This is a genomic window from Chitinophaga sp. CB10 (assembly GCA_001870995.2).
GTDB lineage: Bacteria > Bacteroidota > Bacteroidia > Chitinophagales > Chitinophagaceae > Chitinophaga.
Map to the genome: position 1 here is coordinate 398414 of MLAV02000003.1, position 22893 is coordinate 421306.

Below are 22893 nucleotides of genomic sequence, written 5' to 3' on the forward strand. Positions count from 1 at the left end.
ATTGCGTCCGCTTGTTTAGAGGATTACCTCAAAAACGAAAAACTGGCTTTCCTCCGCAGGGGAAAAATTATCATCCGCCGCAAACACGAGGCTGGGGTGGCCGTTGGGTAATACCGGGCCAAAGGTGACCCCTTCGATATTATCTATGTAAGTCCCCAGGGTTTCGAAATTATATAAGAGCCGCTTTTTTACCGGGTTAAAATTAGGGGTTTGGGAGAGAGATCTAATGCCGCTGATGTCAGTGGCTACGTCCAAATCGGCAACGTACAGCCGGATCGTGCACGATGGAACACCGACCGAAAAGGAACGCTCCAACACGAGTAGCTTATCAGCGCCGAGGCATAAAATGTCGGCGATGCCGTTGATCCGGAAGCTATCCTTCGATACGGGTGGATAGGCCACGGGGTCCAGCTGGTAAGCATATTGGGCCAGTGGTTTCCTTGTGGCCATATCATACCGGAGGATGCGGGTAACGGCATTGTGCACGCCCACGTCAGACCGGGGGCCGTCTTCATAGCGCGGCTCTTCCAGGCTGACGAACATTTGTTTGTTATCCGGGGAGAAGGCCAGGCCTTCAAAGCCGCCGTTTCGCCTGGGGCCATTGCCGGAGGCCTGCATGCGGAAGATCTCCGGCAGCGCAAATGTATCGATGTACTGCCCGTTTGTATGAATAAGGGTAAGGCTGGGATTAGCAAGAATGGTATCTTTTGCGTTGACGATCCGCTCCCCTTCGCTGCTCCATACCATGGCGTCATACCTGGGATTATAGCGCAGCGCTTCCGGGTCCGGCGTGCGTGCGGGGTTGGAGAATTTATTCGGGTAAGGCTTGCCGTCTGCCTGCAATAAGGTAGTAACGCGCGTGATCCTTACGCTATCGAAAGTATGTTCATTGAAGTAGAGTTTTGCGGTATAGAAGCGCGCCGGATTCAGGTCCGAACGGTCATCGCAAATCAGGTAGTACTGTTGGCGCGCCGGATCGTAATCAATGCCGGAAAGGCCGCCGGTGACGGCCCCTTCAAACAGCAGGCGATGCGGGATCACCTGCTTGCCTATCAGCCGCAGCTGCCCGATTGCCGGCGGCGTGCGGACCGTTTTACGGGTGGTAGTACAGGCAAATAAAGTAAGCGCAATGAGCAGGCAAAAAGCCAGGTTCTTTTTCATGGCGGCAATTTACTCCATTATCGAATAAATAAGACAGGCCGGTGCGGATGCACCAGCCGTCACTCCAAATTGACCAACAATATAGCAATTGTATAAAACTCTTAACCCGCGCCGCGTTCCGCTGAAGAGAACTGGTTTCGGTACCGGAGGACTTTTGTGAAAGCGTTTTACCGGATGGTTGGTAGCGGCTTTGCGGCATGCCTGATTAAGACATACGGCAAACGTGCAATATTGGTTTGGACGCCTAACTTATTTTTGAAGCAGCGATAAATCTTCTCTACAAAAAAAACCCTTTAAACACTTTTGATAAAGCATTTAAAGGGCCTTTACGTGAGGGTGTGAAAATATATTAAACCGCCCTGCCTCTGATGATGTTGATCAATATGGCAATGATGGCCAGAACAAGCAAGACGTGTATGAGGGAACCTGCGGAATAAACGAAAAATCCGAGTACCCATCCAATTACCAGTATTACTGCGATTAAATACAATAAGCTGTTCATATGTCATAATTTTGATTCATTATAACCCTTGGAAAATGCGTGCCAATCTGCATTATATTCATTATAAAATAGTAGCGCGTGCGCGACTCCATTAATTGTGGATGGGGTTCCACCATGCGGGAAAAAATAGGACAGTGGCAAGCCGGACGGTGTCGTGCGCAAACCCGTTAGAATAAAGCGTTTGCGCGAAATGGTCGCATTTTTGGACTACCTGCGTCAGCAAACAAATATTCGTGACCATAAAACTTTATTGATTATGCAACAGCAGGAAAATCTTAAAACACTTTTGAATGATTTGGTGAAAATCAATAACGACAGGGTAGCAGGATACCAGAAGGCTTTCGATGCTACGGATGACGCGGACCTTCAGATATTATTCAAACGCCTGCAACAGGAAAGTGAGGAATATTCCCGACAGTTAAATGCAGAGTTGCTGAAACTGGGCGATGAACCACAGACCGATTCAACCATGTCCGGTAAACTCTACCGCACGTGGATGGATATGAAAATTGCATTTACCGGTGAAGACCGTTATGCCATATTATCCTCCTGCGAATACGGGGAAGACGCCATCAAACGGGCATACGAAGAAGCCCTGAAATCAGATACGGCCATGCCGTACACCCTTAGGGAACTGATTGCATCACAGGCTGCTTCGCTGCGTAAGGCGCACGATACCATCAAGGCCAGCAGAGACGTCGAAAAGATCAATCACTAGCCGGTCGTTTTGTGCAGCATTATGCATGTTGTTCTTTTTGTTCATTCCACCGTTTTGCATGGTTGTTCAGGAATACCAGCCTACATTTGAGCAGACGGTATTCCAATCATACTTATCTTCATAAGTAATATGGCAACTACGGGATTTTAGGTACAGGGCTGCTTCTACCAGGTAGAGGCAGCCTTTTTTACGCCTGCAATTTGCGTATCATTTTGACAATCTTATTCAGCATGCCGGGTTTTTGTTCATTCAGGGGTGCTGCTGTTCAGTTTGTTCATTCTGCGATATTATTGCAGAGCTTACTTATATTTACGTCGATTGAGAGAAGTCTTAGTAATATATTTTAGACCATCTATGAAAAGCTAAAAGAGGGCGGTTTCTTCCACCCTCTCCTTTTATATTGCCAGAGACGGATCCCAGTCTTTCCAGACAGCCTCATAGCCTTGCTGATGCAGCATCTCAGCGATTTCAGCGGCGGAGCGCTCATCGGAAATTTCGAACTGCCCGAGGGACTGCCGGTCTACCACGTAACCCCCCGGGTTGGTTTTACTGCCGGCGCTCATGGCCGTTACTCCCAGCTTTACCAGCCGGTCCCGGAATGCCTCCTCTTCCCTGGTGGAAATACTTAACTCTACCTCCTGGTTAAGCAGGCGGTAAGCGCAAATGAGCTGCACCAGCTCGCGGTTGCTCATCTCCACTTTGGGGGCCAGCCCCCCGCTGAATGGCCGCAGCCGCGGGAAGGAAATGCTGTATTTCGTTTGCCAGTAGGTTTGCTCCAAGTATTGCAGGTGCAGGGCGGTAAAAAAGCTGTCCGTACGCCAGTCTTCCAGTCCAATGAGCACGCCCAGCCCCATTTTGTGGATGCCCGCTTTGCCAAGGCGGTCCGGCGTTTCCAGCCGGTAGCGGAAGTTGGACTTCTTCCCTTTGGGGTGGTGCAGCTTATAGTCCGCCTGATGATAGGTTTCCTGGTACACCAGCACGCCGTACAGGCCCAGGGGGATCAGCTCCCGGTAATCCGCCTCGTCCATCGGCTGCACCTCCATGGAGATGTTGGAAAAATGCGGCCGTACCAGTGCCAGCGCCTTGCGGAAGTAGTCGAGCCCCACGGTTTGCTGGGCCTCGCCGGTAACCAGCAGTACGTGATCGAAGCCCATGGCCTTGATAGCGTTGATTTCCTGCAGTATTTCCCCCGCGCCGAGGGTTTTGCGGGCAATGCTGTTGTTGAGGCTAAAGCCGCAATAGGTGCAGATGTTCTGGCATTCGTTGGACAGGTACAGGGGGATGTAGAGCTGCATCGTGTTGCCAAAGCGCTGCAGGGTGAGCTGGTGGCTGATGCGCGCCATCTCTTCCAGGTAGGGCGCGGCGGCCGGGCTGATCAGGGCGGCAAAATCGTCCAGCGTGCGGCGGCGCGCGGCGAGCGCGCGTTCCACGTCCGAAGCGGTTTTGGCGTATATGCCGGCTTTTACTTCGTCCCAATTATGACGGGTGAATATTTCAGTGAACATAGTTGCTTGTTTAAAATCAAAACTCGTCGAGGAAGGCTGTGAGCGGACTGGAAGCTATGGCCTGGCGGGACGCTGCGGCCAATCCGGATTCATATGCCTGCCTGCCGGCTTCCACGGCCAGTTTGAACGCCTGCGCCATTTGTACCGGGGCCTTTGCGACGGCAATAGCCGTGTTGACCAGCACGGCGTCCGCCCCCATTTCCATGGCCCGGGCAGCGTGGGATGGCGCGCCGATGCCGGCATCCACGATCACGGGCACCTTGCTTTGCTGGATGATGATCTCCAGGAAATCGAATGTTTTAAGCCCCTTGTTGCTGCCTATGGGAGCGCCTAAGGGCATCACGGCGGCCGTGCCGGCGCTTTCCAGGCGTTTGCACAGCACGGGGTCAGCGTGGATATATGGCAGCACTACAAAGCCCAGCTTTGCCAGCTCTTCGGTGGCCAGCAGGGTTTCGATAGGGTCCGGCAGCAGGTAGCGGGGATCAGGATGGATTTCCAGCTTGATCCAGTTGGTTTCCAGCGCTTCGCGGGCTAACTGTGCCGCATATACGGCTTCCTTCGCCGTGCGCACGCCGGAGGTGTTGGGCAGCAGGTGCAAATGCGGATGATGGAGGTGGGTAAGGATGTCGTCAGCCTGCTGCTGCATATCCACGCGTTTGAGGGCCACGGTCACCATTTCGGAACCGGAGGCCAGGAGCGCTTCTTCCATCAGCGCTGCCGAGGAAAATTTTCCCGTACCGGTAAAGAGGCGGGATTGAAACTGCCTGCCGGCTATGGTTAAAGGTTGCATGTGAATGGTGTATTTAAACGTTTGTAAAGGAGGTCGACCAGCAGGGCTTTGTCCGGCGCGTTGGTAATCAGTCCGCTCACTGCAATGCCGTGAACCCCTGCCCGCAGCAGGCCCTGTATATCTTCCGTCACTATCCCGCCGATGGCGATCACCGGGATGTTAATGCCCATAGTGGTTAATTTTTGCATCACTTCCTGGTAGCCGATGAGGCTGAGGATGGGACTGAGTTTCTTTTTTGTGGAGGTAAAGCGGTAAGGGCCCAGGCCTACGTAGTCTGCACCGTCCGACTGGTGTTTGGCGATATGCCTCCAGGTGTTGGCCGTGCCGCCTACGATCATCTTCTCCCCTGCTATCCGCCGGGCTTCCGCTACCGTGTTATCTTCCAGGCCTACGTGCACGCCGTCCGCACCGGCGGCTGCTGCCACGGAAGGATGATCGTTGATGATCAGCGTGGCGCTGTAGCGCTCCGTGATGCGCCTTGCGGCAATGGCGTGCGGCATGAGTTCCTCCGCCGGCAGGTCTTTGATGCGCAGCTGTATCCATGTGCAGCCTGCGTCGCAGGCGCTGCTGATATTGGTCAGGTGGTCCGCCGGCGTAGCGCCCTGCGAGATGTATTGTAATCTGTTGATCATGAAATGGAATAGTTTAATGGTGCATGGAAGCCTAATGGAGAGGCATTGCTGGAAAGGAACTTTTCCGTATATGCCTTCGCGTTAGTACATGCGGTGAGTAATGATTGCTGCCGGGCGAGGTTGGCCGTAACTGCGGCAGACAGCACGCAGCCGGAACCATGTTTGGCGGTAACGGCCGCAGTGCCCGGGAGGATTTTTTGGGGAGATGGGGAGTACAAGGTATCCACACCTGCCTGTAACGGGTGGTGCCCCCCTTTGAGCAATACGTGGCAACACTGTGCCATTACTGCCGCCGCTTCTTCCCCGGTGTTGTAGCCGGTGAGCAGCTTTGCCTCTTCGTAATTAGGCGTAAGCAGGTAGATGGCTTCAAACACCTGTTTCCAGGCTTCCCATTGCAGGATGCCGTGGAAGCTGAAGCCGGCAGTGGCTTTCAGCACAGGGTCCAGCACGATCCTGATATCCGGTTGCCATTGCAGCAGCTGATGCACCAGGGAGGATAAGGTATATACATCCTGCACGATGCCGATCTTGCAACAGGCCACCGGGTAGGTTTGCAGCAAAGGCTTTACCTGCGCGATGATCTGGTCCAGCGGTACCCACTCCACCCCGAGGAACCGGGCGCCCGTTTGCATGGTGAGGGCGCTGCAAACGCCCAGGCCGTAGACGCCGTTGTGTTCGAAGGTTTTGATATCGGCCAGCAAGCCCGCGCCCCCGCTGGGGTCCAGCCCGGCGATGGTTAATGCGAATGGTTGCGTGGTTTGGATGATTTCTTCCATGTTGAATGGTATTTGCAACGGCGTTTAGGCGTAATAGTTATAGTCAATGATTTTCGTCAGGAGCGGCATACCCCGCATCCTGCCAGCTTTTTTTCAGCGCCAGTAACTTGCTGACGGCCTGTTGCGGCTGTTGCCAGATGGCTCCCAGCACGGCGGCGCCGTTGAATCCGCGGGCAGGGAGCGCGTGGATATTATGCACATCCACCCCTCCCAGAGCCAATACGGTGGCAGCAGTTGCAGGAACGGAACCTGTGAACACCGGGCCCTGGTTGGGTTTGGAGATGCCGGCGTACACAGGGCTGAGCAGCAGGCAATCGAACAATTGCCCGGCTGCAGCCAGTTCGCCAGGGTCATGTACGCCGGTACTGCTGCGGGGATGATTTTTCACCCAGTTCTGCAGTTGCTGCGGGCTGAGGCCCGCTTTGGCTTTGCCGCTCCAGTGGACGCCCGCCAGCCGGTAGTTGTTGTATATCCAGCAGTTATCGCGGATGAGTAGCTGCGGATATACCTTCGGGTCTATCGTGTCGAGCAGCTGCCGGTACTGGTCCGCCTGCCACTGCGGTTTGCGCAGTAGTATCCGGTCGGCGCCGGCGGCTACCAGCTCCTGTATCAGCAATGCCTCGTCAGCCACCGCTTCGGGGGAGGTGATCACCCATATCATGCTTCGCTGTTTAAGGCTGAATAGATTTCCGCTCCTGCCGCTTTGAATGAGGCGGCCTGTTCCTGCATACCGGCGCTGATGGCTTCTTTTTCGTCCAGCCCTTTGGCGGCGGCAAACTCGCGTACTTCCTGCGTGATTTTCATGGAGCAGAAGTGCGGGCCGCACATGGAGCAGAAGTGCGCGATTTTGGCGCCTTCCGCCGGCAGCGTTTCATCGTGGTAGGAACGGGCGGTTTCCGGATCGAGGGACAGGTTGAACTGATCTTCCCAGCGGAATTCGAAGCGGGCTTTGGAGAGGGCATTGTCCCGCACCTGCGCGCCGGGATGGCCTTTGGCCAGGTCGGCCGCGTGGGCGGCTATCTTATACGTAATCACGCCCTGGCGTACGTCTTCCTTGTTGGGCAGGCCCAGGTGTTCTTTCGGCGTTACGTAGCAGAGCATGGCGCAGCCGAACCAGCCTATCATGGCGGCGCCTATGCCGGAGGTGATATGATCGTATCCCGGGGCAATGTCTGTAGTAAGGGGGCCTAACGTATAGAACGGCGCTTCCTGGCAGCATTCCAGCTGCTTGTCCATATTCTCTTTGATGAGTTGCATGGGCACGTGGCCGGGGCCTTCAATCATCACCTGCACATCGTGCTTCCAGGCTATTTTAGTGAGTTCGCCCAGGGTTTCCAGTTCGGCGAACTGCGCGGCGTCGTTGGCGTCCGCGATGCTGCCGGGGCGTAGTCCATCCCCGAGGGAGAAGGAGACGTCGTAGGCTTTCATGATTTCGCAGATTTCTTCGAAGTGCGTGTAGAGGAAGTTTTCTTTATGGTGGGCCAGGCACCATTTGGCCATGATGGAGCCGCCGCGGGATACGATGCCCGTGGTGCGTTTAGCCGTTAACGGTATATAGCGTAACAGCACGCCCGCGTGGATGGTGAAATAATCCACCCCTTGTTCCGCCTGTTCAATGAGCGTATCGCGGAACAGTTCCCAGGTGAGGTCTTCCGCTTTGCCGTTCACTTTTTCCAGCGCCTGGTAGATGGGAACGGTGCCGATGGGGACGGGGGAATTGCGGATGATCCATTCGCGGGTGGCATGGATGTTTTTGCCGGTGCTGAGGTCCATGATGGTATCAGCGCCCCAGCGGCAGGCCCAGACTGCTTTTTCCACTTCTTCGGCGATGCTGGAAGTGACGGCGCTGTTGCCGATGTTGGCGTTGATTTTCACGAGGAAGTTGCGGCCGATGATCATGGGTTCGCTTTCCGGGTGGTTGATATTGGCGGGGATGATGGCGCGGCCGGCGGCTACTTCTTCCCGGACGAATTCCGGGGTGATGAATTTCTTCGGGGTGCGTGCGCCGAAGCTGTTGCCTGTGTGCTGTTGCAGCCGGTCGTCCGGAAGGGCTTCCAGGAGCTGGTTTTCGCGGATGGCGATGTATTCCATTTCCGGGGTGATGATGCCTTGTTTGGCGTAGTAGAGTTGCGTGACGTTAGCGCCGGGTTTGGCTTTGCGGGGCTTGATATCGTGGGTCATACCGGGCAGCTGGGAGGCGGACAAGCCTTGGGCGTATGCGCTGGAGTTGCCGGGGAGCTGGATGGTATCGTTCCGGTTGGCGATCCATTGTTCGCGGATACGGGGGATGCCGTGGTTAATATCGATGTCGACAGACGCGTCCGTATAAGGGCCGCTGGTATCATACACGACTACCGGTTCGTTGGGAATCGTGTTTTTGCTGTTATGCTGGCGGGTGGGCGTGAGCGTGATTTTGCGCATGGCTACCTGCACCGGATGAATTTTTCCGGGGACGTAGATTTTTTCGGACGCGGGGAATGGAGCCCGGCTAACGGGTGTTTGTGGTTGCATAAAAAGAATAATTTAAAGTCAATAGGATTCCTGTCCGTTATGTAATAACGGAAACGGGCATACGAAAAAGTGAATTACTTATCCGCCTTGTGTGGCGCGGATGATGGTGATGTTATCCGCGGCGGACAAAGCCTGGCTATCCCAGCTGTTTTTGGGTATGACCTGGTTGTTGACGGCAACGGCGATGCCTTTGTGGCTGGCTAGTTGAATAAACTGTAAGAGTGCAGCAATGGTGGTACCCGGCTGCACCGCATAAAGTTTATTGTTGACAAGTACTTCCATGAGGATGGAAATTTAATTGGTGAACAATAAACTTTAAGGATGTGTGGCAGATGAGGAGGTTTCAGTGTACTTTTCCCTACGGCAGTATGAACTGCTTCAGGTACTGAGGGTATCATCTCAGCTTATGCCGGCAGGCATAAACACCCCTAAAGTGGCCGTAAATGTAGTGATATTTTTCTGAAAAGATAATTTTCTAAATATTAATATTGGGTTGGTAATTCTGTTAACTATTGTATTTTTAGTGCATGTTGAAAATATTTCAGAAAGTATTGTTGCTGGCGGTGGTAACTGGAATGGCAGGGTGTGGCAACGGGGGGAAGCACGAGGAGGAGTATGTTCACGACAGCAGTTTATTGAGTATTGCAGACAGCAGTAACGCCATCGTTTCCGACAGCACTACCGCTGTTGCAGATACGCTGCATATTGATACAGCTAAGCTCATAGGAAAGTGGATACAGCCCGTACAGGGCCTGGACAAGGAGATGCAGGGTTTTCAATTGAAGAAGAACGGTGTGGCCAAATCCATCAACATGTACACGCTGGTATATGAGCGATGGCAGGTGATACGCGACACCCTTCTGCTCTGGAATCATTCGGATGGCGTCAAAGACACCGCTACCATTGTGGATACAACTATTATCAGGGAGCTTACGGATACTTCACTTGTATTATTTCCTGTTAAGGCGGCGGAAGGCTATACGGAGCGCTATCGCCGCAGCAAATAACACCTCATTGTTCATCAGTTGTAAATCTGCCATAATCCCACGAGGCATCCAACAACGGCCATGAAGATGCCGGCAGTGGCCAATTGCATGTCCTGGATGTTTTTTCTGCCGATGTAGAGGGATACAAACCCCAGTACGATGGCGGCGGCGCCCAATACCACAGCATTAGCGGGTGTTTTGGTGATGAATGCGAATGCCGCGGACATCACCCCGATAATGAGGGAACTGATACAGGCTGTTTTGGTAAGGGTTGTTGAGTGTTGCATATATGTTGTTTTAAAGCGTTTGATTGTTTGCATACCTTTTTTTCCAATGATATAGCCGTCCGGTCTTTTTATGGTTTATCCCACGGTACTTTCAGCAATGGTCCTATCTGTTGATACCTGTTATCCTCATATTCATCCAGCCCATATTGAATGGCAGTAGTGTCCGGTACGGTTTTGAAGGTGCCGAACAGCCGGTCCCATATTGAAAAAATATTGCTGTAGTTGGAGTCCGTTTCCGGTTGGAAGTGGCTGTGGTGTACCTTATGCATATCGGGGGAAACGATGATCCAGCTGAGGCCATTATCCAGCCATTTGGGCAGGTGTATATTGGCATGATTGAACTGGGACATGAGTACCGACAGGGACTGATAGAACATCACCATCCAGAAGGGCACTCCTGCCACCAGGATGGCGGCCAGCAGGGCGGCGATCCGGAAGAGGTTTTCCACCGGGTGATGGCGGAGGGCCGTGGTGGCGTCAATTTCTTTATCGATATGGTGTATTTTATGAAACTGCCACATCCACGCCGTTTTGTGCTGGACGAGGTGTACCAGGTAGGCCCCGATAAAGTCGAGCAGCAGCAAGGCTAGGATGGTATGCAGCCATAAAGGCATGTTAAACAGGTATAAGAGGCCGAATTTTGCCTTCGTAGTCCATAAGCAGGCGGCTACAATGGCAAAGGCAAAAGCGGTGTTTAAAACGGCTGTGGTGAGGGTAAAGAAGAGGTTGGTACCGGCATGGCGGTATTTATTTCCCCGGAAGGTAAACCGGGGAATGAGCCCTTCCAGCATCCACAGGAGGAGCAGGCCACCGAGCATGATAGCCATACGCCAGGGAGTTGGAATATGTTCAAAAAAGCTCACCATATGCAGGTGTATATAGGTATCAATGAATATTAGCGGACTAAACTGGCCAACAACAAAACCTGCGCTGCATGGGATATGGGAAAAATTACGGGATAATAACGGATGGAACCCTTCTTAGTCGTGATTGCTGCGTATATGCGCCATCGTTATCCGGGGGCTGATGATTACAAACGTGGTATTGATTCTTAAAAACGGTTTAACTGTCCTTTTTTCCTGGCGAAAAATTACGACTATTTGGGGAGTTAAAAAAGGGCGCTGCGCCGCGCTGGGCAAACAAAAAAGCAACCTCTCTGGGAGAGATTGCTTTATGTATTATCATAATGCCTCAAGCAAAAAACTTTTAGCAAAATATTAAAGGAGTGTAGGCGTATTAGTTATTCAGCATGAGCGGCATTACCAGCATGAGGAGGTCTTCGTTTTCTTCTTTTTCGGAAGGTTTGAGGATACCTGCTTTGGTGGCGGTGGCCAGTTCGATGCTGATTTCATCGCCTTCGGCGGCGCCGAGCATTTCGATCAGGAATTTGGCGTTGAAAGCGATCTGCATATCGTCGCCGGAGTACTGGCAGTTCATGCGTTCGTTACCTTCGAAGGAGAAGTCAACGTCCTGTGCGGAGAGCTGTAATTCGCTGCCGGTGATATTGAGCGCTACCTGGTTGGTGGATTTGTTGGCGAATACTCCTACGCGTTTGAGGGCGTTTTGGAAATCGCTTTTCACCAGGGTCAGGCGGTACGGGTTGTCTTTAGGGATTACCACTTTATAGTCCGGGAATCTGGCGTCGATAAGGCGGCAGATCATCTGGGCGCCTTCGTGTTGTACGAAGAAGTGGTTGTGACTGTAGGAAACCTTGATTTCGGAATCGTTGTCCGGCAGCAGGGATTTGAGCAGGTTCAGCGGCTTTTTAGGGACGATGAAGGTGTCTGCCTGCGGGCATTTAACGTCCGTCCGCACGTATTTCACGAGGCGGTGGGCGTCGGTGGCAACGAAGGTCAGGCTGTTGGGCGCCAGTTCGAAGAACACGCCTGTCATTGCGGGGCGCAGATCGTCGTTGCTGACAGCGAACAGGGTTTTGTTGATCGCGGTTACCAGGCCGGTGGCGGTCATGGTAAAGGAAGTGGTGTCGTCGGCAGCGGGTTCCTTGGGGAAGTTTTCCGGGTTTTCGCCCATCACCTTGTACTTACCATTGTCCGATGTGATTTCCACAGCGTAGGAGTTCAGATCGATGTGGAAGGTCAGCGGCTGGTCAGGCAGGTTCTTCAGGGAGTCCATCAGAATTTTGGCCGGGATACAAACTCTTCCGGTTTCTTTCGCTTCCACCTCCAGCTTCACCCGCATAACAGTTTCCAGGTCTGTGGCAACTACAGTCAGTTCGTTTTTATCAATCAGGAACAGGAAGTCCTCCAGGATCGGCAACACCGTATTGGAATTGATAACACCGCTGATCTGTTGTAATTGTTTTAGTAAAGTAGAGGAAGAAACAATAAATTTCATGATCTAAAAAGTTTGCTTGTCATTCGTTGGTTATGTAAACACCTTCCTGAAACATTCATGCGGGTTCACATGATACCTGAATTAAAGGTGTAAAAGTACTGTAAACAAAGATAGAAAGTTTTGTCAATCAGCCTAATTTCGTCACATCTTATACACGTTAATCCCCCCCTTTTTTCACACTTATCCGGGTAGCTGCACACATTACAGGATAGTGTAATATTGAATGTTTTGTGTGAAAAACTTGCCTTAATTAGATGTCGACACGATTTTTTGGCTGTTTCTTAGATAATATGAAAAGAATCAATTGTTTCTTTTAAATTATATGCAAATGGGTTAGTTTTGCCGCGCGAAAAAAATTTCCAAAACCAACAAAAAAAGCAGGTTATGAAACTGTCTCATTTAGCCGAAACACTGATAGGTTCCGAAATCATCAAACTGGCAGCCGAAATCAAGGAGAAGCAGGCCAAGGGCGAGAAGATTTACAACTTTACCATCGGCGACTTTGATCCAAAGGTTTTCCCCATCCCGGTTGAGTTTGAACAGGAAATCATAACTGCCTATAAGGAACACCTGACTAACTACCCTCCGGCGGATGGTATCCTGGAGCTGAGAACGGCTGTGGGCGAATTTATTGCAGCCCGCGAGGGCCTCAAATATGACCCTGCGAAGGAAATCGTAATTTCCTGCGGGGGCCGTCCTATCATTTACGCTACCTTCAGAACGATCGTTGACCGTGGCGAGAAAGTGATTTATGCTACACCTTCCTGGAATAACAACCACTACACCCACTTCCTGGAAGCGGAACACGTAGTACTGCAAACCACCCCTGAAAACTTCTTCATGCCTACCGCAGCGGAACTGAAACCGCTCCTGCAAGGGGCTACCCTCCTGGCGCTCTGCTCCCCGCAGAACCCAACGGGTACCGCTTTCGGTAAGCAGCAGCTGGAAGAGATATGCGACCTGGTACTGGCCGAGAACAAGCGCAGAGGAGCTGACGAAAAGCCGCTCTACGTGATGTTTGACCAGATGTATTGGGTGCTGACCTTCGGCGATACACACCACCACAACCCGGTTTCCCTCCGTCCTGAAATGAAGGATTACACCATCTTCATCGACGGTATGAGTAAAGCCTTTGCCGCTACCGGCGTTCGCGTTGGCTGGGCTTTAGGGCCTGCCCATGTGATCGGTAAAATGAAATCCATCCTCTCCCACGTAGGCGCATGGAGCCCAATGGCTGAACAGAAAGCTGCTGCCCGCTACCTCGTACAAACAGAGAATGTGGATAAATACCTGGCTCACTTCAAAGGCGAAATCGAAGAGCGCCTCGTAAAAATCTACGAAGGCTTTGATAAACTGAAAAAAGCAGGTTACCAGGTAGACGCAATTGCTCCGCAGGCCGCCATCTACCTGACCATTAAATTTGACCTGGCAGGTAAAACCACTGCAGAAGGTACCGTACTGGCGGACCAGGCAGCCGTTACCTCCTACATCCTCAATGAAGCTAAACTGGCACTGGTGCCGTTCTCCGCATTCGGCGCCGATAAAGCTTCCCCATGGTACCGCCTCAGCGTGGGCACCTGCGTGAAGGAAGAGATCCCGGCTATGTTCGAGAAACTCGAAGCAGCGCTGGCGAAATTGAAATAAGGCATGAAAGGATATATAAGAAGGAGTACCGGGCGTCCCCCCGGTGCTCCTTTTTTTGTTGAAGGCGGTTTGTTGAAGATGGTTTGTTAAAGATGGTTAGTTTCAGGTGGTTTGTTTAGAGGGGGTTGTTTAGAGTGGTTTGTCAAGGGAGTGCTGTTACAGGTGGATTGTTACAGGGAGAATTGATGCAGGTGGTTTTGATGAAGGTGGTTTTGATGCACGTGGTTTTATGTAACTGTTTTGATTTATCAAGTTTGGTGATTTTGTAAACCCGGAAAGTTTCTTTGGAGCAGGATTATCCAGTATCCTTGAGGCTTTGACCTTTTCAGATTCATTTACCAGCGCGTTTTACAGGTGGGTTAATACGTATTAATTACAATTTCGCCCCCGGCAGCCTCCTCGCCTCTATTAAACAAGCTCCGTAGCCTGCTCCCCGGCGGCATTATTATCTCCCCCCAAAAAAATTTACCAGCCTTTCCCCCTGGCAGCCAGCCCAACCCCATAAACACTCCCCCAGCCGCTCTCTCGCCACCCCTAAAATAATCCTTACCCTCCCCCTCCTGACTTCCTGACTTTTAAGTTCAAAAAGTTAAATCCTTGTTAAACCAAATTTCTCCTTCCCTTATTACAAAATTCTGTCTAATTTTGACCCTGAAACTAAAAAAGTCAAAAAGTTAATGCAAGCAGAGAACAAAGATGACATGCGGGACAAGATCCTCGAGGCGGCTTTGAAGCGCTTTACCATTTACGGCGCCAGCAAAACCACCATGAACGAGATCGCCGACGACCTTCGCTGTTCTAAAGCATCCCTCTATTATTATTTTCCTGATAAAAACGGGATGCACCAGGCCGTACTGGAAAGAATTGGCGAAACCTATTTCCAGGAAATGGAAAAAGAAGCCAGAACCGCCAAATCGGCCAGCAAAGCATTATACCAACTGATCGAAATACGCAGGAACTTCGTCATGAAATTCTGCCGGCTCGAACTGTTCAAACTGCTCAACGATAGCAACAGCCGCGTACAGGAACAAATGATCGCCGCTAAAAAACGCGACATCGAACTCCACGCGGAAATCATCAAATACGGCGTCACCACCGGCGAATTCAAAGTCAAAAACCCATACAAAACCGCCGAAATACTCGTGCAGGCCATGATGGGACTCCGATTCACCGTGCCGGACGTAGTTACGCCCAACAACGACCTCGATGACCAGCTGTTTGAAGCCATCATCGAACAACAAAGACAATTACTGGAAATATTTATAAAAGGCATAAAAGCATAAACGGAAGCCATGGTAGTGAGAGAAAGGATAATGGAGGCCGCCAGGAAAATGTTCAGATCATACGGCGTTAAAGGCGTAACCATGTTCGATATTGCGCGTGACTGCGGCATATCAAAAAAAACACTGTACGAGCATTTCGAAGATAAACAGTCCCTGATCAGCGAATCCATGCGCGAACTGCTGGATGACCACATCAGGTTCAACGCCGCCAACCAAACGGAATCCGCCAATGCCATCGAGGAACACCTGCAGCAAATGCAATTCATACGTTCCAAAGCCAGGACCCTGAATCCTGTCATGCTTTACGAAATCGAAAAATACCATCCGGATACCTGGAAAGAAGTAGTGAGTTTTAAGACCGAAAGTATCCTGTACAGCATAAAAGAAAATCTAAAACGTGGTATCGCCGAAGGCCTGTACCGTAAAAACCTGGATATCGATATCGTTGCCCGCATGCGCCAACTGCAGCTGGAAGCAGCTTTTGACCCATCTCAATATCCGGCGGACGAGTACGAAATTCATCATGTAATGGAGGAAGTAACCACCCACTATATCATGGGTATCGCTTCCCCGCAAGGCCAACAGGTAGCATACCAGTATCTGCATAAAAAAGAAGAAGTATAAAAACACTACAAGGCTAATCTAAACAGTATGAAGCGATTAAAGTTGTCGCTTATCCTCCTGGTGGGGATAGGTGTATCTCATTGCTATGCCCAGGCTCCTCTCACGCTACAGGAAGCATTGAAATTTGCCATCAATAATAACCAGGGCCTCGCCAGAACTAAAATGGAAGAGGAAATGGGTAAGTTTAAAACCGCTGAAGTCCGCGCCCAGGCACTGCCGCAAATAAACGGTAACGCCAACTATACGGACAACTTACAACTGGCAAAATCCATCCTCCCGGGTGATGTGATCGGACAACCGGGTAAAAACCTGGCAGTAGCCTTTGGCGTTAAATACAGTACCAGCGCCGGCGCTGAACTCAACCAGCAACTGTTCAACCAAAGCGTATTTACCGGCCTCAAAGCCGCTAAAGCCGGTGAGGAATATTATAAACTGCAAACGCAACAGTCCACCGAAGACCTGATCTATAACGTGGCGCAGCTCTACTATGAACTGCTAATCACACAGGAAAATATCAAAAGCCTGGACTCCAACGTGCAGAAATTATCCACTCTGGTAACGGTGACCAAATCCCAGTACGAGAACGGCCTCGCCAAAAAGATCGACCTCGACCGGATCAAGGTAAACCTCACCAACTACCAAACACAACGCATCCAGCTGTTAAACCAGTACGCCATGCAAACCAATAACCTCAAAAGGGTAATGGGCATGCCGCTGGAATCCGCCTTTGTAATACCTGCCGCCTCCCTGAAAGACATCGAGTCCTCCGCCGCACAGGTGCTGCAATACGAAGATATCAGCCTGGAAGACAGAACCGAAATGAAAGTCCTGCGTAAACAGGAAGAACTGCAAATCTTCCAGAAAAAAGCCTACCAGGCGGAATACTACCCCAGCCTCTCCCTCTTTGGCAGATACTCCTACAACGGGATGAGTAACCACTGGATGTTTGACAAGAACGACCTGAACAGCACCCTCTGGTACGGTACCTCCGCAGTAGGGCTGTCGCTCCGCGTGCCCATCTTCGACGGGTTCGGCCGCCGCTCCAAAGTGAGCCAGGCCAACGTCGCCATCCGCCAGCTGAAATACGCCATGGACGAAACAAAACTGGCCCTCAACACCCAGTACGAAAATTCCAAACTGGCCATGCGCACCAACATCACCGCCATTCAAACCCAGAAGGAGAATATGGACCTGGCCAACGAAGTGTACTATTCCACACAGAATAACTACAGCCTCGGCCTGGCTGGCCTTACGGACCTGCTCAACGCGGAAACCTCGCTGACCGACGCCCAGAACAGCTATAACGCTGCCCTGCTGCAGTATAAACTCGCTGAACTGGATATGATCAAAAGTAAAGGCAACCTGAAATCTCTTCTAAACTAAACGCATAAACGAAAAATTACCTGCTGAAAAGCAAGACATAAACAATCAAACTATTTGCAGATGAAAAAAATAATTATCTGGGGACTGGTTACTGTTGGAGCGGTGGTACTGATCATGTGGAAACTCAACGCCAATAAAAAAGCAAACGAAGCTAAAATCGAATTCGTAAAACAAAGCAACATAGGCGATATTCCTGTACTGGTACAGAAAGTATCCCGCAACGATTTTGCCAACGGCTTCCTCGCCAACGGTAACTTCACGCCTATACGTGAACTCACCTACCTGGCGGAAACCTCCGGCCGTATTACCAAACTGCTGGTCGACGAAGGCAGCGTAGTGAAACAGGGCCAGCCCATCGCCTACATCGACGGGGAAATCATCAACACCGACCTCGAATCTGCCAGGGCCAACCTCGAACAGCTGAAAGTAGATAAAGACCGCTACGAAGCCGCTTTCAAAACCGGCGGCGTTACCCAGAAACAGGTAGACGATGCCCGCCTGCAGTACGACCTGGCTAAAACCCGCTACGATGCCGCCAGCCGCCGCGTAAGGGATACCTACGTGAAAGCGCCCATCTCCGGCGTGATCAACAAAAAATACGTGGAACAGGGCGCCTACCTCTCGCCAGGTAACAAAATGTTTGACATCGTGGATGTTACCCGCCTGAAACTGGCCGTAGCCGTACCTGAAACTCAGGTGGTCGGACTCAAAAAAGGACAGAAAGTAACCGTAACTTCTTCCGTATTCCCCGAAACCCAATACAGTGCAGTCATCACTTTCATCGCAGCCAAAGGCGACAACTCCCTGAACTACCCGGTAGAAATGGAAGTGGCCAACATGAGCGATAAGGAACTCAAAGCCGGTATGTACGGCACCGCGCACTTCACTTCCCCTGAAACGGATAAAGCCATCTTCATTGCACGCACCGCCTTCATCGGTGGCGTTAACAGCAACGAAGTTTATGTAATGGAAAACAATGTGGCCAAAAAACGTAAAGTGGTTGCCGGCCGCATCATCGGCGATCAGGTGGAAATACGGGAAGGCCTCAACGACGGCGAAACCGTGATCACCAGCGGACAGATTAACCTGACCGACGGCGCCCGGGTAACCGTGCAGCAGGCTGCCAAATAAGACATGCGTAACTGGTGACTGATCAAACTCTTGGAACATGAAGATTACTGAAGTATCGATAAAAAGACCTACCATCGTGGTGGTGGTATTTACCATCCTCACCTTGCTGGGTATCATGAGCTATAAAGCGCTGAACTATGAGCTACTGCCTAAGTTCAGCTCCCCGATCGTAACAATCTCCACGGTGTACCCCGGCGCCTCCCCTAACGAGGTGGAAAGTACGATCACCAAAAAAATTGAAGATGCGGTGGCATCCATGGAAAAGGTAAAGAAGATTATTTCCAAATCCTCTGAAAGCCTCTCCGTTATTACCGTTGAGCTGAATAACGATGCCGACGTAGACATTGCCCTGCAGGATGCGCAACGCAAGGTAAACGCCATCCTGGCGGACCTGCCGGGGGACGCAAAGCCGCCTTCCCTGAATAAGTTCTCCCTCGATGACCTGCCGATCATGACGCTGTCTGCCACTGCCAATATGGACGACAAAGCCTTCTATGATCTGATGGACAAAAAGATACAGCCTATCCTCTCCCGCCTGCCGGGCGTGGCGCAGGTATCCCTCATCGGCGGCCAGGAACGCGAAATCCAGGTAAACGTTGATCCAAAGAAGTTACAGGCATTCGGCATGTCCATCATGGAACTGCGCCAGCTCATCACCAACGCCAATATGGACTTCCCTACCGGTAAGGTAAAAACCGCCGACCAGCAGATACTCATCCGCCTGGCCGGTAAATATAAAAGCGTAGACCAGCTGCGTAACCTCGTGGTGAAAACTACCGACGATGGCACACAGGTACGCCTGCTCGACGTGGCGGACGTTCAGGACGCGCAGAAAGACGCCGAACGTATTGCCCGTGTGGACGGCGTAAACGCGATCGCCCTCCAGGTGCAAAAGCAAACCGATGCCAACGCGGTAACGGTATCCGAAGAAATGAAAAAGGCGATCGACCGGATTCAGCACGAGTATGCAGCCAACAAACTGCAAATCCTCGTGGCGAACGACTCCTCCGAGTTTACCCTGGAATCGGCCAACTCCGTTATCCATGACCTTATCCTCGCGGTAATCCTCGTGGCGGCGGTAATGCTCCTGTTCCTCCACAGTATCCGCAGTGCGCTCTTCGTAATGATCTCCATCCCGGCCTCCCTGGTGGCTACCTTCATCGGTATGAAGCTGATGGGCTTCTCGCTCAACCTCATGTCCCTCCTGGGGCTGTCGCTGGTGGTAGGTATCCTCGTGGATGATGCGATCGTAGTACTGGAAAACATCTATCGCCACATGGAGATGGGTAAAAACCGCGTACGCGCCGCGTTTGACGGGGTGAAAGAGATCGGGTTCACCGTAACCTCCATTACCCTGGTAATCGTGGTGGTGTTCCTCCCTATCTCCTTAACCAACGAGCTGGTATCCAAGATCCTCCGCGAGTTCTGCGTGGTGGTAATGATTTCCACGATGCTGTCGTTACTGTCATCGTTTATGATCGTGCCGCTGCTCTCCTCCCGCTTCGGTAAGCTGGAACATATCACGGGTAAGAATGTATTCGAAAAATTCATCCTCTGGTTCGAAAAGCAACTGAGCAAATTCACCGCCTGGATGACGGACCTGCTGCGCTGGTCGTTGAACCATAAGCGTTATGCCCTCGGTTTCTCCATCCTGCTGCTGGTGCTGTCTTTCATGCTGGTAGGTAAAGGTTACATCGGCGGGGAGTTTATCCCTAAGGGCGACCGTGGCCAGTTCATCGTCATGCTGGAAATGCCGAAAGATGCATCTGTACAGCAGTCCAACCTGAACACCCGGAAAGCGGAAGCTTACCTGAATAAGAAAAGCGAAATCACCCGTTTGATCACGACCGTAGGTCAAACCTCGGAAGATGGTTTCGGAACCTCTCAATCCACCGCGTATAAAGCAGAGATCACCGTGATGATGGTGCCGGCTGAAATGCGTACGGAGGGTTCCGACATCTACGCGGCAAAAATCAAGAAGGAACTCAAAGCCCTGCTGCCTGGCGTAAAGGTTAAAACCACTGACGTGAGCATCCTAGGTACCGCGGAACGCGCGCCGGTGGAACTCGTGGTGATGGGCTCCGAGCTGGACAGCGTTATGGCCTTTGCCAAACGCGCCATGGATACCCTCAAAACCGTACCTGGCGCCACAGAGGTGAAGCTCTCCGTGGAAGAAGGTAACCCTGAGATCAACGTGCAGGTGGACCGGGATAAGATGGCCGCGCTGGGCCTCACCCTGGATAATGTGGGCGGTACCATGCAAACAGCTTTCAGCGGTACGGCGGATGATTCCAAGGTGAAATTCCGCCAGGGCGACTATGAATACGATATTAACATCCGCTTCGACGATTTCAACAGGAAGAACCTGGAAGACGTGGCCAACATACAATTCAGAAATAATAAAGGCCAACTCATAAAATTGTCGCAATTTGCAGCCGTAACCGAAGGCTCCGGTCCCAGCCACCTGGAAAGACGCGATAAAAACACCTCTGTTTCTGTACAGTCGCAGGTAATGGGTCGCCCTTCCGGTACTGTCACACAGGAGTTCCAGGCTAAGCTGGAAAAAATGGAAAGGCCCGCAGGCGTCAGCTATCTCTTTGGCGGGGATGCGGAAAACCAGGGTGATTCCAACAGCACGCTGGGCGTTGCCTTGCTGATTTCCATAGTAATGGTGTACCTGATCATGGTGGCACTGTATGACAACTACATTTATCCATTCGTTGTATTATTCTCCATACCGCTGGCGGTAATCGGCGCCCTGCTGGCATTGGCGCTGACCAACAATACGCTGAACATCTTCACCATCCTGGGTATGATCATGCTGATCGGCCTCGTAGCGAAGAATGCGATCATATTGGTGGACTTTACCAACCAGATGAAGGAACAGGGCCAGAGTACGTTTGATGCGCTGATTCATGCGAACAACGCGCGTCTGCGTCCGATCCTGATGACGACCATCGCGATGGTGATCGGTATGTTGCCGATTGCGCTGGCAACAGGCGGCGTAGCTTCGATCAACAACGGTCTGGCATGGGTAATTATCGGTGGTCTGATCAGCTCCATGTTCCTCACGCTGATCGTGGTGCCGGTGATCTACATGATTGTGGATAAAATCATGGCCCGCTTCGGCATCGGCAAGCTGTCCAAAAAGCGTTACATCCGCCAGCGCATGGTGGCCTCCTACGAAGAGGTGCCTTTAAGCGAAGCGCATATGAACTAAAACGCAGGCTGATTGATTATATCAGTATGCCCGATCATATTTAAGTCTTGTTACTAACAGTGTAACAGTTGTAGGTTTAGGTAATAGCCGGAATATTCTTATTCCGGCTTGTTTTTTTTTATATATAGGGGGAAAGATTTAATGCTGCTGCAGGCTAGTGCTGCGGCCTTGCAGTAAATGAAGCAATGGCCATGCCGGTGGCATCGCCTGTCCTGAAATGCAAAAAACGGACAGGAGTGCCCTGCCCGTTTTTAATATGTTGCCGTGATGATTTAGCTGATGAGTTTATAATTTTTATACTCCCCTATCCGCCAGCCGGTAATTTTTTCTATTTCGTGCAATACCCTGTGTCTGGGTTTGAACCTGCCCCGGGAAGGATCGTATTTGAATTCCCAGTTCTGCTGGGCAATCACTTCCGCCATCACTACCGGATGCGTTCCTTCAAAAGGCGCCAGGATATCGATTACGCCGTGAAAATCAAATGGCTCCGCTTCCTGGTTGAATTCAGGGGAAGTATTGCCCTGCGAGTAGTAGCTGCCGAATTTTTTGATCTTACCTCCCAGCAGGTAAGGATTACGGCAGTAGGAATAATGGTAGATGCGGGCCTGCAGCTTTTTTACTTTCAGCTTAACGCCGTTTTTCTTTTCATCTTCCAGGTAAGCCGCCTCGGATTCATAGAGCCGGAAGCCCTGGGAATCGCGGTAGCTGAACACCCTCGGATCGTTACGCGTAATGCGGATTTCCTTACTGTGCCATTTCCGGGTAGGCCCGATGTGCTTGTAGTCGCCAATGAAATGGTAGAAAGGGAAAAGGAACCCATCCACTTTCTTGTCGTCCAGGTGATCCTCCATGGCCTGCCTGATCTCGGCAAGGTCCTGCTCATGGATCACTTCATCCGACTGGATGTGGAATGCCCAGTCCGCATCCGGGGAAATGGCTTTCAGCCCGATGTTGGCCTGCTGGGCGAAGATTTTTCCGCCTTTGGTCATCGCCGGGTCCCACTCTGTATCGATGATACGGATTTTGGGCGAGCCGATGGCCTCAATGGCTTCCCGGGTGCCGTCGTCACTTTTACCTACAACGGCAATGAATTCGTCTACGATCGGTAAAACGGAAGTAATAGATTGAATAACAGGGTAGCCATACGCAAAACTGTTGCGCATGTACGAGTATCCACTTACTTTCATAGGATGACAGTTTTATAAATTTTTAGTCGCATGTTGATATCTAAAGTGTGATCGCGCTTGGCATAGCTCCCGCCGGGCGGGATGTGACAGTACAGTTCATCAATAATCGTTCAAAAATAGCTAAAAAAGAACGATAACGGTAGCGGATATGTTAAAATGAGGCGGGCCGCTCCGTGGGAAGCGGCCCGCCTTTTATCC

At 51.4% G+C, this 22893-nt stretch carries 21 protein-coding genes and 1 riboswitch; of the genes, 8 read left to right on the forward strand and 13 right to left on the reverse strand.

Annotation, left to right across the window (positions count from 1 at the left end; translation table 11 throughout):
• Window positions 1-15: 15 nt before the first annotated feature.
• Together BOC67_RS07065 and BOC67_RS07070 are read right to left on the reverse strand one after the other, a co-directional pair.
• Window positions 16-1161: an esterase-like activity of phytase family protein gene (locus tag BOC67_RS07065; RefSeq protein ID WP_291908664.1), complete on the reverse strand. Its 1146-nt coding sequence runs from the start codon at window positions 1159-1161 to the stop codon at window positions 16-18.
• A gap of 349 nt (window positions 1162-1510) precedes the next feature.
• Window positions 1511-1663 carry a lmo0937 family membrane protein gene (locus BOC67_RS07070; RefSeq protein WP_291908665.1) on the reverse strand — a complete coding sequence of 51 codons (153 nt, stop codon included), beginning with the start codon at window positions 1661-1663 and terminating at the stop codon, window positions 1511-1513.
• Between the two features lie 256 nt (window positions 1664-1919).
• On the opposite strand from BOC67_RS07070, the gene BOC67_RS07075 reads away from it, so the two are divergent.
• Window positions 1920-2381 carry a PA2169 family four-helix-bundle protein gene (locus BOC67_RS07075; RefSeq protein WP_291908668.1) on the forward strand — a complete coding sequence of 154 codons (462 nt, stop codon included), beginning with the start codon at window positions 1920-1922 and terminating at the stop codon, window positions 2379-2381.
• Window positions 2382-2776: 395 nt separating this feature from the next.
• Here BOC67_RS07075 and thiH read toward each other — a convergent pair whose 3' ends face one another.
• From thiH to thiS, 7 genes are all read right to left on the reverse strand, one after another.
• Window positions 2777-3886 (reverse strand): 2-iminoacetate synthase ThiH, encoded by a 1110-nt coding sequence (gene thiH, locus BOC67_RS07080; protein WP_291908669.1) that lies wholly within the window; start codon window positions 3884-3886, stop codon window positions 2777-2779.
• A gap of 16 nt (window positions 3887-3902) precedes the next feature.
• A complete protein-coding gene (locus BOC67_RS07085; RefSeq protein WP_291908671.1) occupies window positions 3903-4676 on the reverse strand; it encodes a thiazole synthase in 774 nt (257 codons plus the stop codon).
• Window positions 4664-5308 carry a thiamine phosphate synthase gene (locus BOC67_RS07090; protein WP_291908672.1) on the reverse strand — a complete coding sequence of 215 codons (645 nt, stop codon included), beginning with the start codon at window positions 5306-5308 and terminating at the stop codon, window positions 4664-4666. The genes BOC67_RS07085 and BOC67_RS07090 overlap by 13 nt, the downstream gene beginning before the upstream one ends.
• A complete protein-coding gene (locus tag BOC67_RS07095) occupies window positions 5305-6084 on the reverse strand; it encodes a hydroxymethylpyrimidine/phosphomethylpyrimidine kinase (protein ID WP_291908674.1) in 780 nt (259 codons plus the stop codon). Before BOC67_RS07095 ends, BOC67_RS07090 begins: the two co-directional genes overlap by 4 nt.
• A gap of 43 nt (window positions 6085-6127) precedes the next feature.
• A complete protein-coding gene (locus BOC67_RS07100; protein ID WP_291908676.1) occupies window positions 6128-6745 on the reverse strand; it encodes a thiamine phosphate synthase in 618 nt (205 codons plus the stop codon).
• Window positions 6742-8595 (reverse strand): phosphomethylpyrimidine synthase ThiC, encoded by a 1854-nt coding sequence (gene thiC / locus BOC67_RS07105; RefSeq protein ID WP_291908679.1) that lies wholly within the window; start codon window positions 8593-8595, stop codon window positions 6742-6744. Before thiC ends, BOC67_RS07100 begins: the two co-directional genes overlap by 4 nt.
• A 78-nt stretch (window positions 8596-8673) precedes the next feature.
• The gene (gene thiS / locus BOC67_RS07110; protein ID WP_291908681.1) at window positions 8674-8877 is read right to left on the reverse strand and encodes a sulfur carrier protein ThiS; all 204 of its coding nucleotides are present in this window, start codon (window positions 8875-8877) and stop codon (window positions 8674-8676) included.
• A gap of 56 nt (window positions 8878-8933) precedes the next feature.
• A riboswitch (TPP riboswitch) is annotated at window positions 8934-9035 on the reverse strand.
• 87 nt (window positions 9036-9122) lie between these two features.
• Here thiS and BOC67_RS07115 point away from each other — a divergent pair.
• Window positions 9123-9602, forward strand: a complete 480-nt coding sequence (locus BOC67_RS07115) for a lipocalin family protein (RefSeq protein WP_291908682.1) — start codon at window positions 9123-9125, stop codon at window positions 9600-9602.
• 14 nt (window positions 9603-9616) lie between these two features.
• Here BOC67_RS07115 and BOC67_RS07120 read toward each other — a convergent pair whose 3' ends face one another.
• The 3 genes from BOC67_RS07120 to dnaN all read right to left on the reverse strand — a co-directional run bounded on the left by BOC67_RS07120 (window position 9617) and on the right by dnaN (window position 12223).
• Entirely contained in the window at window positions 9617-9868 is a 252-nt protein-coding gene (locus BOC67_RS07120; protein ID WP_291908684.1) for a hypothetical protein, read from the reverse strand.
• Window positions 9869-9936: 68 nt separating this feature from the next.
• Window positions 9937-10695 (reverse strand): sterol desaturase family protein, encoded by a 759-nt coding sequence (locus BOC67_RS07125; protein ID WP_291908686.1) that lies wholly within the window; start codon window positions 10693-10695, stop codon window positions 9937-9939.
• 409 nt (window positions 10696-11104) lie between these two features.
• On the reverse strand, window positions 11105-12223 hold the full coding sequence (gene dnaN / locus BOC67_RS07130) for a DNA polymerase III subunit beta (protein WP_291908688.1): 1119 nt from the start codon (window positions 12221-12223) through the stop codon (window positions 11105-11107).
• Between the two features lie 384 nt (window positions 12224-12607).
• Here dnaN and BOC67_RS07135 point away from each other — a divergent pair, with 384 nt between their 5' ends.
• The 6 genes from BOC67_RS07135 (at window position 12608) to BOC67_RS07160 (ending at window position 21508) form a co-directional block, all read left to right on the forward strand.
• Window positions 12608-13867 carry a pyridoxal phosphate-dependent aminotransferase gene (locus BOC67_RS07135; protein WP_291908689.1) on the forward strand — a complete coding sequence of 420 codons (1260 nt, stop codon included), beginning with the start codon at window positions 12608-12610 and terminating at the stop codon, window positions 13865-13867.
• Between the two features lie 677 nt (window positions 13868-14544).
• A complete protein-coding gene (locus BOC67_RS07140) occupies window positions 14545-15150 on the forward strand; it encodes a TetR/AcrR family transcriptional regulator (RefSeq protein WP_291908691.1) in 606 nt (201 codons plus the stop codon).
• 9 nt (window positions 15151-15159) lie between these two features.
• Window positions 15160-15774 carry a TetR/AcrR family transcriptional regulator gene (locus BOC67_RS07145; RefSeq protein ID WP_291908693.1) on the forward strand — a complete coding sequence of 205 codons (615 nt, stop codon included), beginning with the start codon at window positions 15160-15162 and terminating at the stop codon, window positions 15772-15774.
• Between the two features lie 27 nt (window positions 15775-15801).
• Window positions 15802-17157 (forward strand): TolC family protein, encoded by a 1356-nt coding sequence (locus BOC67_RS07150; RefSeq protein ID WP_291908695.1) that lies wholly within the window; start codon window positions 15802-15804, stop codon window positions 17155-17157.
• A gap of 60 nt (window positions 17158-17217) precedes the next feature.
• On the forward strand, window positions 17218-18288 hold the full coding sequence (locus BOC67_RS07155) for an efflux RND transporter periplasmic adaptor subunit (protein WP_291908698.1): 1071 nt from the start codon (window positions 17218-17220) through the stop codon (window positions 18286-18288).
• 37 nt (window positions 18289-18325) lie between these two features.
• On the forward strand, window positions 18326-21508 hold the full coding sequence (locus BOC67_RS07160; protein WP_291908701.1) for an efflux RND transporter permease subunit: 3183 nt from the start codon (window positions 18326-18328) through the stop codon (window positions 21506-21508).
• Window positions 21509-21780: 272 nt separating this feature from the next.
• Here the strand turns inward: BOC67_RS07160 and BOC67_RS07165 are convergent, their stop codons facing one another.
• Window positions 21781-22695 (reverse strand): glycosyltransferase family 2 protein, encoded by a 915-nt coding sequence (locus BOC67_RS07165; RefSeq protein ID WP_291908704.1) that lies wholly within the window; start codon window positions 22693-22695, stop codon window positions 21781-21783.
• Between the last annotated feature and the right edge of the window lie 198 nt (window positions 22696-22893).